The 15,129-nt window shown below is 61.3% G+C and carries 13 protein-coding genes; all 13 read left to right on the top strand.

Annotation, left to right across the window (positions count from 1 at the left end):
* The first annotated feature begins 216 nt into the window (after positions 1–216).
* Entirely contained in the window at positions 217–525 is a 309-nt protein-coding gene (locus tag RP6297_RS07415; RefSeq protein WP_009240715.1) for a P-II family nitrogen regulator, read from the top strand.
* A 221-nt stretch (positions 526–746) separates the two neighbouring features.
* The gene (locus tag RP6297_RS07410) at positions 747–1,340 is read left to right on the top strand and encodes a sensor histidine kinase (protein WP_139181143.1); all 594 of its coding nucleotides are present in this window, start codon (positions 747–749) and stop codon (positions 1,338–1,340) included.
* A 158-nt stretch (positions 1,341–1,498) separates the two neighbouring features.
* Positions 1,499–1,759 carry a hypothetical protein gene (locus RP6297_RS07405; protein WP_009240713.1) on the top strand — a complete coding sequence of 87 codons (261 nt, stop codon included), beginning with the start codon at positions 1,499–1,501 and terminating at the stop codon, positions 1,757–1,759.
* A gap of 27 nt (positions 1,760–1,786) precedes the next feature.
* On the top strand, positions 1,787–2,167 hold the full coding sequence (locus tag RP6297_RS07400) for a zinc ribbon domain-containing protein (protein WP_316857687.1): 381 nt from the start codon (positions 1,787–1,789) through the stop codon (positions 2,165–2,167).
* Between the two features lie 236 nt (positions 2,168–2,403).
* Entirely contained in the window at positions 2,404–2,736 is a 333-nt protein-coding gene (czcI, locus tag RP6297_RS07395) for a cation efflux protein, CzcI family (RefSeq protein ID WP_223293269.1), read from the top strand.
* Between the two features lie 64 nt (positions 2,737–2,800).
* Positions 2,801–4,054: a TolC family protein gene (locus RP6297_RS07390; protein WP_009276932.1), complete on the top strand. Its 1,254-nt coding sequence runs from the start codon at positions 2,801–2,803 to the stop codon at positions 4,052–4,054.
* A gap of 15 nt (positions 4,055–4,069) precedes the next feature.
* Entirely contained in the window at positions 4,070–5,647 is a 1,578-nt protein-coding gene (locus RP6297_RS07385) for an efflux RND transporter periplasmic adaptor subunit (protein WP_009240710.1), read from the top strand.
* A gap of 13 nt (positions 5,648–5,660) precedes the next feature.
* Complete coding sequence (locus RP6297_RS07380) at positions 5,661–8,837, top strand: CusA/CzcA family heavy metal efflux RND transporter (RefSeq protein ID WP_009240709.1); 3,177 nt, start codon at positions 5,661–5,663, stop codon at positions 8,835–8,837.
* A gap of 63 nt (positions 8,838–8,900) precedes the next feature.
* A complete protein-coding gene (locus RP6297_RS07375; protein ID WP_009240708.1) occupies positions 8,901–9,875 on the top strand; it encodes a cation diffusion facilitator family transporter in 975 nt (324 codons plus the stop codon).
* Positions 9,872–10,549, top strand: coding sequence for a heavy metal response regulator transcription factor (locus tag RP6297_RS07370; protein WP_009240707.1), 678 nt, complete (start codon positions 9,872–9,874; stop codon positions 10,547–10,549). The genes RP6297_RS07375 and RP6297_RS07370 overlap by 4 nt, the downstream gene beginning before the upstream one ends.
* 3 nt (positions 10,550–10,552) lie before the next feature.
* The gene (locus RP6297_RS07365; protein WP_009240706.1) at positions 10,553–11,911 is read left to right on the top strand and encodes a heavy metal sensor histidine kinase; all 1,359 of its coding nucleotides are present in this window, start codon (positions 10,553–10,555) and stop codon (positions 11,909–11,911) included.
* Positions 11,912–12,351: 440 nt separating this feature from the next.
* A complete protein-coding gene (locus RP6297_RS07360) occupies positions 12,352–13,344 on the top strand; it encodes a DNA-binding protein (protein WP_009238037.1) in 993 nt (330 codons plus the stop codon).
* 359 nt (positions 13,345–13,703) lie between these two features.
* Positions 13,704–15,110, top strand: a complete 1,407-nt coding sequence (locus RP6297_RS07355) for a cytochrome-c peroxidase (protein ID WP_037027432.1) — start codon at positions 13,704–13,706, stop codon at positions 15,108–15,110.
* The last annotated feature ends 19 nt before the right edge of the window (positions 15,111–15,129 follow it).

Raw genomic sequence — 15,129 nt, 5'->3', positions numbered from 1 at the left:
CATGACAGGCAGTTGGACGTGCTGCCAACAGACTAGCCATACCGTTGGTTGGGTTGGGCCGACTGCGTTGGAAGCTGGAAGCTCACAGGACTCGAGGACACGCGACGTTCAGCACGCGTGATAGCGCCGCTGATGGCTTCCTGGACGTGCAGGACTTGAAGACATCGAGAGCGTAACGAAAACTGGCGCAGCAGCCGGGGTATCAAGGAGACGGTCATGAGCATCAAATGGGTGATTGCCATTGTTCCCACCGAACTGCTGGAGCAGCTAGAAAGGAAGCTTGCGACCGTCCACGCCCCGGACCTGACGATCACAAGGGTCAAGGGGTATGGCGAGTACAAGAATTTCTTTTCCAGCGACCTGACCAGCGTGCATACCAAGGTTGAAATTTTCGCGGACGAGGCCGACGTCGAGGCCATCACCAACGCCATCGTCGAGGTCGGAAAGTCGACGGTGCCGGGTGCCGGGATCGTGGCGGCTGTTCCCGTCGAGAAGCTCTTGCACCTTCACATCGAGTCCAAGTGATGTGACAGGCAGTACTCACGTGCGCAGCCCCCAGCCTGCGGTACTCCACCACACGTCCAGGCACGTTCACCATTGCAAAACGTTTATACCAAGATGACATTTCTGTCATCTTTGGTTGCGGCGATGCTTTCCGGTCTACGCTGGTGCCGAAATCTGGAGCCTCCGGACAACCGGTGGCTCCAACCGTTCGAATCGCACTCAGGGCGCCATGCCGAACTATCGTGTCAGCTTTCAAGAACCATCAAATCATGCACGGTCCCCGCTCGTTGGCGTGGCGGACAAGTGCACTTGCGACGTTGGGAACGATGGCAGCAGTAGTCGTCCAATCGGTCTTTGCGGGCTCAGGACAGATCGCAGCGACCCCAAGTCTCACCTGGGCTCTCATCTGGGCGCTGATCCTGCCGCTGATTGTGGGTATGTGCACCCATCGTCTGGTCTCGCGCAGCCTGTCGCCAATGCGGTGCCTCGCAGCCAAGGGCGATCAGACAGCCTTTGGGATTGTTCATCTTTCGCTGTCGGGAAGCATACCGACCGAAGTTCAACCGTTGGTCGATGCCTTGCGCGACGTTTCGTCGAAGCACGAAGAGACCGTGGCGGCTGTGCGCTCGATTTACACCGATCTCAATCACGACTTGCGCACTCCGCTGCATACTCTCGCCTTGCAAACAGAAGTGACATTGATTGCCCCTCGCAGCGCCGAAGAATATGAGGCCTTGTTGCGCTCGAACCTGGAGGAGTTTGCGCGGCTAGCGACTGCTACCGACAGGACGCTGCAGGCGCTACGCGAGCTCGCGCTGCGGCGCCATGAATCGTGACGATGCGACTCGCGCGCACGGACACCGGAGCCAAGCGCCGCTCGGCGCTCTACATGACAAGATTGTAATAAGGTCGTCATGAGCGTGCGGGTGCCGTCTCCGTAGACTGCTCACACGGTCAACCACGGTGGTTGACCACTGACACGGAGAACAAAGCCATGAAGACCACGTCCAAGATTGCAGTTGCCGGCATCCTGCTGTTTGCTTCGACGATGCCTTCGTTTGCGGCCGGCATCGGCACCCAGGTGAACTCGGTTCTCGAGAACGCTCGCGCCCAGGGCCCGCGCGACCCGTACACCGATGGTGGCCGTGCGCAGTCGCGTGATCCGTACACCGACGGCCAGAGTGTCACGCAGCGGGACGTCTATACCGGCGGCGCGAACGTTGCACAACGCGACGTCTACACCAACGGGCTGTAACTCAGTCATTGGAATTGACGATCGCTGATGCTTTCAAAGGCCGGCGACTCGCCAATCGCAGCGGGTCCCGCAGGGCAGCCCCTGGTCCTCCATACTGAAGCGCTACAAAACTACGGATGTAAACGCATGAGTCTGCTCAAGCGATTGTTCGGCGGTCACCACGGTGGCCACCGCCCGAACGGCGGTCACCACGGCAGACGCCATGGTGACGCTCACGACCGCGCCCAGGCGGGGATCCCCTCGAATCCTTGGCCCACCACTTGTCTCGGGTGTGGCTCGATTGCATCGCAGCGGGCGCGGTTTTGTCCGCAGTGCGAAAAATCACTTACCGGGGTGGTGTGTGGTCAATGCGGGAGCACGGCCCAGCCGGGCGCGAAATTTTGTGCCGAATGCGGCACCGCGCTGTAGCGCCGACCTCGTCGTGCACTGCGCGGCTCTCTCCGACAAGCAGGCCTTTTGGTCTCGGTCGTAGCCGCCGGATTCGCTCCCGGATGCAGTCTTGTGTTGGGCGCGCGCGCCGCTAGACCTCGCCCTGTCATCATCCGTATCCCGCTCTTCGAGTAAACTGACGCGCAAATTCGTAAAGCGGTGCCATTTGCGCGCGCCAGCCAACACTTCTTCAGCCATTCATGCGGCGGTTCTGCTTGATCCTGCTTTTGTTGATCCTGCCATTCCAGTTCAACTGGGCGGTAGCGGCCGCCTATTGCCAGCATGAAGAGGCCAGCCAATCCAAGTGGCATTTCGGCCACCACGAGCACCACCATCAATCCAGCACAAAAGCGGGGCATGACAAGAAGGCCGTGATCGATACGGACTGCGGCGTATGTCATCTGGTCTCCGCCGCAATGGCCTGCGGTCAGCCACTTCGCCTCGACACGGTCGATCGCGCCCAGACGCCGCCCGTTTCACATGCGTTGAAATTGACCTCATCTAGCACCCGCGCACCGGATCGCCCCCAATGGCGCCGTCTCACATAGACGGCGAGACCCACTGAACCTGCGTCTCGCCGAATTCCCACGGTTTGTATCCTGGTGCAATTCGATGCGACGACTATTTTTGCCGCTTGGGCTAGCGGCTGTTGTGATCAGCCCATCTTTTGCTGCGAATTCCAACGCGGCACCCCTTGTTTCTTCCGGCACAGTACTGGAGGCTCCTGGTCCTTTGACGCTTGAGCGCGCCATGGAATTGGCGAGTGCAGGTAACTTCACGCTTTTTGCTGCGCAGAAAGAAGTCGATGCCAATGAAGGTGCGGTCATGCAGGCACGCACCATTCCCAACCCCGAAGTGGCCGCGACCATGGAGGACACGCGCTCGGAGTCGCGCACGACGACCGGACAGCTCAATATTCCTGTGGAGCTGGGCGGCAAGCGTTCGGCGCGTATCGTCGCGGCCGAAAAAGGCCGGGAACTCGCGCAAGCGCAACTGGCGACAACGCGGGCCGAACTGCGATCCAACGTGATTCGCGGCTTCTTTGAAGTGCTGGTTGCCCAGGAACGGGTCAAGCTCGCGCAGGCCTCGGCGGACTTGGCCGCCAAGGGCGCGCAGGCAGCAACGCGCAGAGTGGCAGCGGGCAAGATCTCGCCGGTCGAAGAAACCAAGGCAAAGGTCGAGCAAGCCAACGCCGAACTCGAACTCGACAACGCCAACGCCGAACTGCGTTCCGCACGGGCCTCGCTTGCAGCGCTCTGGGGCAACGCCACGCCGCAGTTCTCCGCGGCGCAGGGTAGCCTCGACGCGCTGCCGTCACGGCCCGGTCTCACGGAGCTGCTGACCGAGCTCGACCACTCGCCGCTCGTATTGGCCGACCAGGTCGAGCTGGATCGCCGGCAAGCCCTGGTGGGCGTGGAGCGCAGCCGCCAATACCCCGATGTGACCGTCAGCGTGGGCGCCAAGCGCGACAACAGCGCGAATCGCAACATGGCGGTGCTAGGCGTGTCGATTCCGCTGCCCTTGTTCGATCGCAATCAGGGCAACCTGTACGAGGCCATCCGGCGTGCCGACAAGGCGCAGGACGAGGTGCTGGCGAACCGCATCCGGCTCTCCAATGAGATGCAGCAAGCGTCGAACGAATTGACGGTCTCTCGTCGCTCCGCGCAGACGCTCAAAGAGACGATCCTGCCGGCCGCCGAGCAAGCCTATAGCGCAGCGGCACGGGGCTTCGAAGCCGGGAAGTTCAATTTTCTGGACGTGCTGGACGCACAAAGAACGTTGTTCCAAGCACGCATCCGTTATCTCGACGTGTTGGCGAAGGTCTATCAATCCGCGACGACCGTCGACCGCCTGCTAGGCCGCTAACTCAGAATCCGAACCATGTCTATTACGAATAAGCAGAAGACTGCGATCGCGGCTCTAGTGGCTGCGGGCCTGATCGCCACCGGCACCGTTCTATTTTTGGGGCGCTCGACAGAGGGCAATGAGTCCGCTCGCGAGGCGGCCGAACACGCAGAATCCGCCGGTCACCAGGACCGCGAACACCACGGCGAGCCGTCGCAAGGCAAGCATGAAGACGCGGTAGCACATGGCGACCAGGAGCACCATGACGCGCCGAAGAAGGGCCCACACGGCGGTAATGTCTACGCTGCTGGCGACGCTACCGTCGAGTTCGGCATGGCCGAGGACGGTGGGGAGCCCAAGCTAAAGCTGTGGGTCGTCCGAGACGGCAAGCCCTTGGTTGCCAATATCTCGGCCAGTGGCGCCATCAAGAGAGTAACCGGCGAATCGATGCCGATCGGCTTCAAGATCACGAAAGACAGCCTGGAGAGCGAGGCCGCCATTGCCGAGCCCCACGTTTTTGGCGCGACCGCGTCCGTCATGTTGCCGGGCGTTCAGAAACCGATGACGGTTGCCTTCTCCAAGGAGGAAGGCAAGATCGAATTGACAGTCGACCAGATCGCCAAAGCCGGCGTGGGTGTGGAAGTCGCAGGCGCTGCAGCGGTCCAGTCGGGCGTGCAATTCCCGGGAGAAATCCGCTTCAATGAAGACCGCACGGCCCATGTGGTACCGCGTCTTGCGGGGGTCGTCGAGCGTGTCCCCGCCAATATCGGCGAGCAGGTCAAGAGCGGACAGGTATTGGCGGTCATTGCGAGCACCGCCCTGTCCGAGCAAAGAAGCGAACTGCTTGCGGCCCAGAAGCGCTTGAGCCTGGCTCAGACGACCTACGCGCGCGAGAAGCGCCTGTGGGAAGAGAAGATCTCCGCGGAGCAGGATTACCTGCAGGCCCAGACGGCACTGCAGGAGGCGCAAATCGCCGTGCAGAACGCGCAGCAAAAACTGGTTGCGATCGGGGCCGCACCGGCCACGACGGCCCTGAACCGATTCGAGCTGCGCGCACCATTCGACGGCATGGTGGTGGAAAAGCATCTGGCAATCGGTGAAGCCGTCAAGGAGGATGCGAACGTCTTCACGATTTCCGATCTGTCCTCCGTGTGGGCGGAGTTCGTGGTGGCGGCCAAGGATCTGGGCAATGTTCGCGTCGGTCAGCAGGTCACGATCGGCTCGACCGCCTTCGACAGCAAGGCGACCGGCTCGGTGTCCTATGTGGGCTCACTGCTTGGTGAGCAGACGCGCACGGCAAAGGCCCGCGTCACGCTGGCGAACCCCGGCATGGCTTGGCGTCCTGGCCTGTTCGTGACGGTGCAGGTCTTGGGGCCAGCCGTTCAAGTCCCTGTTGCAGTCAGGGCGGATGCGATCCAGGAAGTTAATGGCAAGCCGGCAGTGTTCGTTGCGGTGCCGGGCGGTTTCGTCGCCCAGCCAGTCAAGACCGGGCGTTCTACTGGCAAAGTGGTGGAGATCACGGAAGGCCTGAGCGCCGGCGCGCGCTATGCCACCGCGAACAGCTTCGTCCTGAAAGCCGAACTCGGCAAGGCTAGCGCCGAGCATGAGCACTGACACGGAGACGGGCATGTTCGAACGCATCATCCGGTTTGCCATTGAGCAACGTTGGCTTATCATCCTCGCCGTGCTCGGGATGGCAGCGCTCGGCGTCTACAACTACGGGAAGCTTCCCATCGACGCGGTGCCTGACATCACCAACGTCCAGGTGCAGATCAATACCGCGGCGCCCGGGTATTCTCCGCTGGAGACCGAGCAGCGGATCACCTACCCCATCGAGACCGTGATGGCAGGCTTGCCGGGGCTCGAGCAGACGCGCTCGCTGTCCCGGTACGGCCTGTCCCAGGTGACAGTGATCTTCAAGGACGGCACGGACATCTATTTCGCTCGCCAACTGGTGAACCAGCGGATCCAGGAGGCCAAGGAACGGCTGCCCGGCGGGGTCACACCCGCCATGGGTCCAATCTCCACGGGGCTGGGGGAAATCTACCTGTGGACCGTCGAAGCGGAAGACGGCGCTCGCAAGCCCGACGGGGCAGCCTACACGCCCACCGATCTGCGGGAAATTCAGGATTGGGTGGTCAAGCCGCAACTGCGCAACGTGACCGGCGTGACCGAAATCAATTCGATTGGTGGTTACGCCAAGGAGTACTTGGTTGCGCCCAGCCTGGAACGGCTGGCTTCCTACGGGCTGACGCTCACGGATCTGGTGAGCGCACTCGACAAGAACAACAGCAATGTCGGCGCCGGCTACATCGAGCGCCGCGGCGAGCAGTACCTCGTACGCGCCCCTGGACAGGTCAAATCGCTCGACGATATACGCGACGTCATCGTGGGCACGGCGCAAGGGCAGCCCATTCGCATCCGCGACGTCGCCGATGTTGACATCGGACGGGAGCTGCGCACCGGTGCCGCCACGGAGAACGGCAAGGAGGTCGTGCTGGGTACAGTGTTCATGCTGATCGGCGAGAACAGTCGGGCGGTATCCCAGGCCGTCGACAAGAAAATGGCGGAGATCAATCGTACGCTCCCCGCCGGCGTCAAGGCCGTGACCGTGTATGACCGGACCGTGCTGGTCGACAAGGCGATTGCTACGGTCAAGAAGAATCTGCTCGAAGGCGCGACTCTCGTTATCGCCATTCTTTTCCTGTTCCTGGGCAACATCCGCGCCGCTGTCATCACGGCGATGGTCATCCCGCTGGCGATGCTGTTCACGTTCACCGGCATGGTCAGCTACAAGATCAGCGCAAACCTGATGAGTCTGGGGGCGCTGGATTTCGGCATCATCATTGACGGCGCGGTGGTGATCGTCGAGAACTGCGTGCGTCGCCTGGCGCACGCGCAGGAGCACCACAAGCGAGAGCTGACCCGCAGCGAGCGTTTCCACGAGGTGTTCGCGGCCGCGCGGGAAGCGCGGCGACCGCTGCTCTTCGGCCAACTCATCATCATGATCGTGTACTTGCCGATCTTTGCCTTGACGGGAGTGGAGGGCAAGATGTTCCACCCCATGGCGTTCACGGTGGTACTGGCGTTGCTTGCTGCCATGGTGCTGTCCATGACGTTCGTGCCGGCGGCGGTCGCCCTGTTTATCGGGCGCAAGGTGGCGGAGAAGGAAAACCGGCTGATGGAGTGGGCCAAGCATCGCTATCAGCCGATGCTCGAAGCGTCCCTGGCCAACACGCCCGTCGTACTGACTTTCGCGTGCATTGCGATCGTCTTCTGCCTGGCCGTGGCGTCCCGGTTGGGAAGCGAGTTCGTGCCGAATTTGAACGAGGGCGACATCGCGATCCAGTCGCTGCGCATTCCCGGGACGAGCCTGTCTCAATCGCTGGAGATGCAAAAGCAGGTCGAGTCGACGCTCAAGGCCAAGTTCCCCGAGATCGAGCGCATCTTCGCCCGTACCGGGACGGCGGAAATCGCCTCCGACCCGATGCCGCCCAACATCTCGGACGGCTACATCATGCTCAAGCCGCAGGCGCAGTGGCCCAAGCCAAAGAAGACAAAAGAGGAGCTGCTCAGTGCGATTCAGGCGGAAGCTGAGAGGATTCCCGGCAACAACTACGAGTTCTCGCAGCCGATCCAGCTGCGCTTCAACGAGTTGATCTCCGGCGTTCGCTCCGATGTGGCGATCAAGATTTTCGGCGACGACAACGATGTGCTCAATGAAACAGCCGGCAAGGTTGCGGCGGTATTGCAAGGCATACAGGGTGCTACGGAAGTCAAAATCGAACAGACCACTGGGCTTCCCATGCTGTCGGTCAACATCGATCGCCAAAAGGCGGCCCGGTATGGATTGAACATGAGCGATGTGCAGGACGCGGTTGCGATTGCGATCGGCGGGAAGGAGGCAGGCACGTTCTTCCAGGGCGACCGACGGTTCTACATTCTGGTGCGCCTGCCCGATGCCGTACGGGGTGACTTGGAGGCGCTGCGCCGCTTGCCGGTGCCACTGCCCAAAAACGGTGCCGGCGAGTCGAAGACGACCTATATCCCCTTGAGTGAAGTGGCCTCGCTCGACTTGGCCCCCGGGCCAAATCAGGTGTCGCGTGAGAATGGCAAGCGCCGCATCGTCATCAGCGCCAACGTGCGAGGCCGGGACATTGGGTCGTTCGTGCCGGAGGCCGAGGCCGCAATTGAGCGGCAGGTCAAGATTCCCACTGGGTACTGGATTACCTGGGGCGGTACGTTCGAGCAATTGCAGTCTGCAACGACGCGGCTGCAGATCGTGGTGCCGGTTGCGCTGCTGCTCGTGTTTGTCCTGCTCTTTGCGATGTTCAACAACGTGAAGGACGGGCTTCTCGTGTTCACCGGCATTCCGTTTGCGTTGACTGGCGGTATTCTCGCGTTGTGGTTGCGAGGCATACCGCTCTCCATTTCGGCGGCGGTCGGCTTTATCGCGCTCTCTGGTGTCGCGGTGCTCAACGGTCTGGTGATGCTGTCGTTCATCCGGTCGCTGCGCGAAGAAGGTCAATCGCTCGATACCGCGATCCGCACCGGGGCCCTTACGCGCTTGCGGCCCGTTTTGATGACGGCGTTGGTCGCCTCGCTTGGCTTCGTCCCCATGGCCATTGCCACAGGAACGGGAGCCGAGGTGCAGCGGCCGCTTGCCACCGTGGTCATTGGCGGGATCCTTTCATCGACGGCACTGACCCTGCTGGTATTGCCGGTCCTCTATCGCCTGGCGCACCGCAAGGACGAAGCCGAGGACGTGGAGCGGACGGGCGAGATGGCACCGCGGTCCGCCTGACGGAGATGGAGTTGACGGCGCGGGTACAGAAGGTCCGCGCCGCTTACGCAAGGAGCTTTCGCCATGGGCGCAGGACATGACCACAGCCATGCAACCGGGAACGAGCGTGCATTGAAAATCGCGCTCGCGCTGACCAGCACGTTTCTGCTCGCCGAGTTGATCGGCGGCATTTTGACCAAGAGCTTGGCGCTGATCTCCGATGCCGCGCATATGTTCACGGATGCCGCGGCACTGGCCATTGCGCTCGCAGCGATCCAGATCGGCAAGCGGCCGGCAGACAAGCAGCGGACGTTCGGGTACTACCGTTTTGAGATTCTGGCGGCGGCCTTCAATGCGCTGTTGCTGTTTGGGGTAGCGCTGTACATCCTCTACGAGGCATATCAGCGCTTGCGCGCGCCTGCCGAAGTGCAATCGTTGGGCATGCTGGGGATCGCCACCATCGGCCTCGTCGTCAACATCGTCAGCATGCGAGTTCTCGCAGGCGGCCGAGAACAGAGCCTCAACATCAAGGGGGCCTACCTGGAGGTCTGGAGCGATCTGCTGGGCTCGATCGGCGTCATTTTTGCGGCGATCGTTATCCGGTTCACCGGTTGGACCTGGGTCGATTCGGCTATCGCCGTGCTGATTGGGCTGTGGGTGCTGCCTCGCACCTGGATCCTGCTCAAATCCAGCATCAACATTCTGCTTGAAGGCGTGCCAGAGGATATCGACTTACCATCCGTGGAGCAGGCGCTGTTGACAATTCCCGGCGTTCGCAGCATGCACGACCTGCATGTGTGGTCCTTGACGAGCGGCAAGACCAGCTTGACGGTGCACTTGGTCAACGAACCCGCCGTCAATCCCGAACGCGACATTCTGCCGGTCGCCCGAGACCGGCTTGCCGAACGCTTCGGCATCACGCATATCACCATCCAGTTCGAACTGCGGCCGTGCGCGCAGGCGGATGCCGTGACGCATTTCCGGCCCAGCGAGCCTATTGCTGCTGCGACGAGCGGCCAACCCGACGAACGCCACGGTCATCAAGGACACTCTCATTGAAAATACTGGTCATCGAGGACGAGGCTCGAACCGCGGAATACCTGCTCAAGGGCCTGACTGAATCCGGATTTGTTGTCGATATTGCCGCAAACGGCATGGACGGGGCGCATCTCGCCAGCGAGGTGCGGTACGACCTGATCCTGCTGGATGTCATGCTGCCGGGTGCAGACGGCTGGAGCGTGATCAAGATGATCCGGCAGAAGAGTGATGTCCCGGTTCTGTTTCTGACGGCGCGGGATGACGTGGCCGATCGGGTACGTGGTTTCGAACTCGGCGCCGACGACTACTTGGTGAAGCCGTTCGCGTTTGCCGAACTGCTCGCCAGAATTCGCCGCTGCCTGCGGCAAAGCAGCGGTCGCGAATCCGAGCATCTGAGCGTCGGCGATCTCGATATCGATGTCCTTGGCCGCAAAGTCGTACGCGCCGGCGTCAAGGTGGAGTTGACCAGCCAGGAGTTCGTCCTGCTCCATCTGTTGGCTCGCCGCAGTGGGGAGGTGCTTTCCCGCACGTCCATCGCCTCGCACGTCTGGGATGTCAACTTCGATACCGACACGAACGTCGTGGACGTGGCGATACGCCGTCTTCGCGCCAAGCTCGATGAGCCGTTCGATACCAAACTGATCCATACCGTCCGGGGCATGGGTTATGTCCTTGATCCTCATCGCGGAAAATGAGACGTGGCGCGTTCACTGATCGGTCGGCTGACCTCGCTATTCTCGATCCTGGTCACGTTTGCGCTGGCTAGCATGGGGGCCTACGCCTACTACGCCCTGGATACTCAACTACGCTCGCGGGACGTAGAAATCATCGAGGCCAAGCTGACGCAGGTGAGCCACCTGGTCCGAGACGCTGGCAGCCTTGAGCAGACCGAGAAATTCGAACACAGCTTGTTCGATCTGGTCAGGGGATACGATGGTTTGGCGTTGAGACTCCGAACACCGCAAGGCAGGCTCGTCTATCGAACGGCTGACGGCCTGCGATCGGATTTCGATCTGGCTGCCACTGGGTCCGGAATTCATGACGACGGCACATGGATCATGGGGAAGCGTATCGTCGAGGCGAGTGATGGCGTACCGTTCGCCACAGTATCGGTGGCCAAGAACGGAAACGATCGGCGCCAGGTGGTGATCCGGCTGGGCAATAGCATCGTCGTCGGCATTCTGGTGGGCGCGGTTCTCACTGCGCTTCTTGGTGCCTTGATCACCCGGCGTGAACTCAGGCCAGCACAGGCACTGATTCAGCAAGTGCACCGGATTAACGTCGAACGACTCAGCTACCGCGTCGACGCCCCCAGTACGCCAACGGAAGTCCACGAAATTGGCGTCGCATTCAATGCCATGCTGGAGCGACTGGAGTCGGGCTATGAGCGGTTGTATCGTTTTTCCGCCGATCTCGCGCACGACCTGCGCACGCCATTGAATAACCTGATCGGCCACACCGAGGTGGCGCTCTCGCGTGAACGAGAAGTAGCCGACTACGTGACCCTGCTGGAGGACAACTTGGCGGAATATCAGCGCCTCTCGCGCATGATCGACTCCATGCTCTTCCTGGCGCGCGCCGATGCGGCAACGGTCGAACTGGACCGTGTGCCAATCGAGCTCGGCACCGAATTGTCCAAGCTGGCGAGTTACTTTGCCGTACTGGGTGAAGACAAGGGCGTGAAGATTGAGGTCTCGGCGTCCGGCAGTGTGAGTGCCGACCTGACCATGTTCCGGCGCGCCGTCGGCAACCTGCTCTCGAACGCGGTCCGCCATGCTGACAATGGCTCGGTCGTGAGCTTGAACTGTCAGCGTGACGAAGACTCTGTCACAGTGCACGTATTGAATCAGGGCGTCCCGATACCTGACAAGGATAGGGAACGCGTTTTTGATCGGTTCTATCGTGGCGACCAAGCGCGTTCCCACTCTGATCAGTCGACCGGTTTAGGGCTCGCCATCGTGAGATCTATCATGGAGTTGCATGCGGGCACTGCATCGGTCGCGACATTCCCTGGCAGCGTCACCCGGTTCTCACTCCGGTTTCCGTTCGTCGATTAGCGAGCTGGGTGCGCGTATAGCGAGGCTTGGCGTCTCGCATTTGACAAGCATGCGAGCCGGCCCGACAGATGCAAGACCAGCGGAGATTGGCTGCTGGGGCACCACCATACGTTGCCGTGGAAAGGTGAACGTTTTTGGGGTGTGGCACTTGGCATCTCGCCTAACGACGAACCGCGGCTACGCAAGGTGAGTTTTCGCGTTGCCGGCCGCAACGTACTGTCGCCTTCCGCCGTGAGACAGGTGAGCGCGGCCAGCATTTCGAGAATCGCGCTTTTCTGGAGTTTCGTACCGAAGGTTTGGACTGGAGCCCTATGTGAGAGGTTTCACACGTGATAATCCGCCATTATCACGTGTGAGAGATTGGCTCCAGTGAGGCGCCTTGACGCCTCAAATTAATACGTATATACATAGTACGTAATACCGTATCAAATTCTAACGCCATGGCCCGTGCCGGACTCAGTCGTCTTGACATTAAGCGTGCTCGCGATTCGCTGCTCGCCCAGGGGCAGCACCCGTCGATCGATGCGATACGTATCGCGTTGGGCAACACGGGCTCGAAGACGACCATCCACCGCTATTTGAAGGAACTGGAAGAGGAGGAAGGCACGGCGCTGAAGCGGGCTGGCACGACCTCCGACGCCATCCTGGATCTGGTCGGCAGATTGGCTGCGCGCCTGCATGAAGAAGGACAGGCGGTGGTCGACCAACAGGTTGCTGCCGCCACGGCGCAGCGCCAGCAAGTCCGGGCGGAGGCCGACAAGCTGTCCGCAGACCTCGCCGCGCTTCGCGCCGAGCTGGCGCAGGCCCACGCCACCATTGCCAACGTGCGGGCCGCGCAAAGTGACACGCAGACGGCGCTGCAGCAGCGCACCATCGAGGCTGAACGCTCGGCACAGCAGCTCCAGGACCTCACGGCCCGGCTGGCCGAGCATGAAGGCTTCCGTCGCTCGCTGGAGGACAAGCTGCAGCACGCACACCAGGCACTGGAGCACTTCCGCAATGCCAGCAAGGAGCAGCGGGATCAGGACGCCCGCCGGCACGAGCAGCAGGTTCAACAACTGCAGGCGGAAATCCGGCAGGCCAACCAGACGCTGATCGTCAAGCAGGGAGAGATCACGCAGTTGAACAAGGATGGCGCGCGGCTGGTCACCGAAGCCGGGACCGCGGCGAAGCGCGTTCGCGAGCTGGAGATGCGCGGCGAACAGGCCCAACTCGCACTCGACCAAGCGCGCGCCGATCGAGCCCGAATGGAAGCAGAGCGTGATGCTCTGCGCGCCACAGTCCAGGCGCAAGTGGGAGAGCTGGCGGCGGCGCGAACGGAACGCGAGAACATGGTTGGAGAGTTGGCCAAGCTTTCCGCGCTTCTCGAGGCGCAGCAAGTCATGCTGACCGATTACCGGGCGCAGCTCGGCGTGGCGGGCCCGGCAGCGTAAGGGGTGAGTCGCTGCATGTCAGGCGGGAGCTCTGCCACCGCCAATATTCGGCAGAAACGACATATTCACTGCGCAGTGAATATGCTGCCCACCCTCAGCCAGGCCTTCCGGACACAGCTAGGTTTGCCTGGGCCAGCAGTATGAAACCGCCAGATTCCGCACAAAAAGGACGACTGTCGCGAAATCGCTGAATTTCCAAGCCACTGATCTACAAGGAAAACTCAGACGGAACCGCCAGATTTTGCACGAAAAGGACGCTTACCCCTATTACCCCCAGATTTTGCACGAAAAGGACGCTTACCCCTATTACCATTAATTGAGCCGCCTTAGTAGGCTAAAGAGCTTGCCGCGTCAGGGAAATGAAAGCAGAGAAATGTCGAGGAAGCAGCGCACAAGCCCGGCTGTGGCGTGCGGCTCGCTTGGTGCTGTCGGCTGCGGCGTCCGCCGCGCTGGTGTCGGGATGCGGCGGTGGCGGAGATAGCGCTAGCACGTCTTCCCCCGCGGCAACAGATGGCCTGTCGCCCATGGCGCAGGTCGGCAAGCAAATCTTTTTCGATCAGACGCTCTCGGCCTCGGGCAAACAGTCTTGCGCGTCGTGCCATGACCCGGCGCGCGGTTTCACTGATCCGAACAATCTGGCCGTATCGATCGGCGGGCCGAATTCCGATTTGCCCGGCCTGCGAAACACCCCGTCGCTAAATTACGCTTCGTTCACGCCGAACTTCAAGATCGACAGTACCGGCAAGGCTTCCGGCGGTTTCTTCCGCGATGGTCGTTCGGCATCCTTGGCTGATCAGGCGCAGCAGCCGTTCACCAATGAATTCGAGATGGCCAACGCCTCGGCAGACGACGTGTTGAAGACGCTGCTGACGCGGCCGTACCTCGATCAGTTCACTGCGGCGTTCACCAAGGCCGGCATCCAGGACAGTGCGGCCGCCATGCAGAGCATCGGCCGCGCGCTGGCGGCCTTCCAATCTGAAGACCCGAGCTTCCACACCTTCGACAGCAAGTTCGACGCCTACCTCGCCGGCAAGACAACGCTGACGGATGCCGAGACGCGCGGCCTGCTGCTGTTCAACAACCCGACCAAGGGCAATTGCAACGCTTGCCATATCTCGACAGGCAAGGGCAGCACGCCGGCGTTGTTTACCGATTTCACATACGACAACGTCGGCATCCCGCGCAACTGGAGCATTGCTGCCAACCAGGAAGGCACCACGCTGCCGTACGTGCCGAAGAACGGCCTGGCGCTGGGCGATCCGAACTACAGCTATTACGACCTCGGCATCTGCGGGCCGCTGCGTACCGACTTCCGCGTAGGTGGCTCGACATGCGGCAAGTTCAAAGTGCCGACGCTACGCAACATCGCGCTGACGCCACCGTATTTCCACAACGGCGTGTTCCAGACGCTGGATCAGGTGGTGGCGTGGTACATCACGCGCGATACCGACCCCGGCCGCTGGTACGTCAAGGCCGACGGCACACCCGATGTGCCATACAACGATCTGCCGGTCGCCTTCGATGGCAACGTGAACGTGACCGAAGTGCCATACAACCCAGGCACCGCGCCGTCGCTGACGAACCAGGAGATGAGTGATCTCGTGCATTTCCTGTGCACGCTCACCGACGGATTTGATCCGGCCAACCCGTCGGCCTATCGCGTGCCAGCGCAATGCAGTTCCACCGCAGCCAGCGTGGGTGCCGCCCGTATCCAGACCGTCTCTGCCAGCGGAGCCACGCTGAGCAAGACGGCAACAAGCAAGTAAGCCAATTCAAAATTTCAAG

Source organism: Ralstonia pickettii (genome assembly GCF_016466415.2).
GTDB lineage: Bacteria > Pseudomonadota > Gammaproteobacteria > Burkholderiales > Burkholderiaceae > Ralstonia > Ralstonia pickettii.
Note: the sequence above shows the minus strand (reverse complement) of the source record. Positions and strands in the feature narration are given on the sequence as shown.

Excerpts from the sequence above, each read along its gene's own strand:
- RP6297_RS07415 (WP_009240715.1), top strand. The coding sequence starts at position 217 with ATGAGCATCAAATGGGTGATTGCCATTGTTCCCACCGAACTGCTGGAG.
- RP6297_RS07405 (WP_009240713.1), top strand. The coding sequence starts at position 1,499 with ATGAAGACCACGTCCAAGATTGCAGTTGCCGGCATCCTGCTGTTTGCT.
- RP6297_RS07400 (WP_316857687.1), top strand. The coding sequence starts at position 1,787 with ATGCTTTCAAAGGCCGGCGACTCGCCAATCGCAGCGGGTCCCGCAGGG.
- RP6297_RS07390 (WP_009276932.1), top strand. The coding sequence starts at position 2,801 with ATGCGACGACTATTTTTGCCGCTTGGGCTAGCGGCTGTTGTGATCAGC.
- RP6297_RS07385 (WP_009240710.1), top strand. The coding sequence starts at position 4,070 with ATGTCTATTACGAATAAGCAGAAGACTGCGATCGCGGCTCTAGTGGCT.
- RP6297_RS07380 (WP_009240709.1), top strand. The coding sequence starts at position 5,661 with ATGTTCGAACGCATCATCCGGTTTGCCATTGAGCAACGTTGGCTTATC.
- RP6297_RS07375 (WP_009240708.1), top strand. The coding sequence starts at position 8,901 with ATGGGCGCAGGACATGACCACAGCCATGCAACCGGGAACGAGCGTGCA.
- RP6297_RS07360 (WP_009238037.1), top strand. The coding sequence starts at position 12,352 with ATGGCCCGTGCCGGACTCAGTCGTCTTGACATTAAGCGTGCTCGCGAT.
- RP6297_RS07355 (WP_037027432.1), top strand. The coding sequence starts at position 13,704 with ATGAAAGCAGAGAAATGTCGAGGAAGCAGCGCACAAGCCCGGCTGTGG.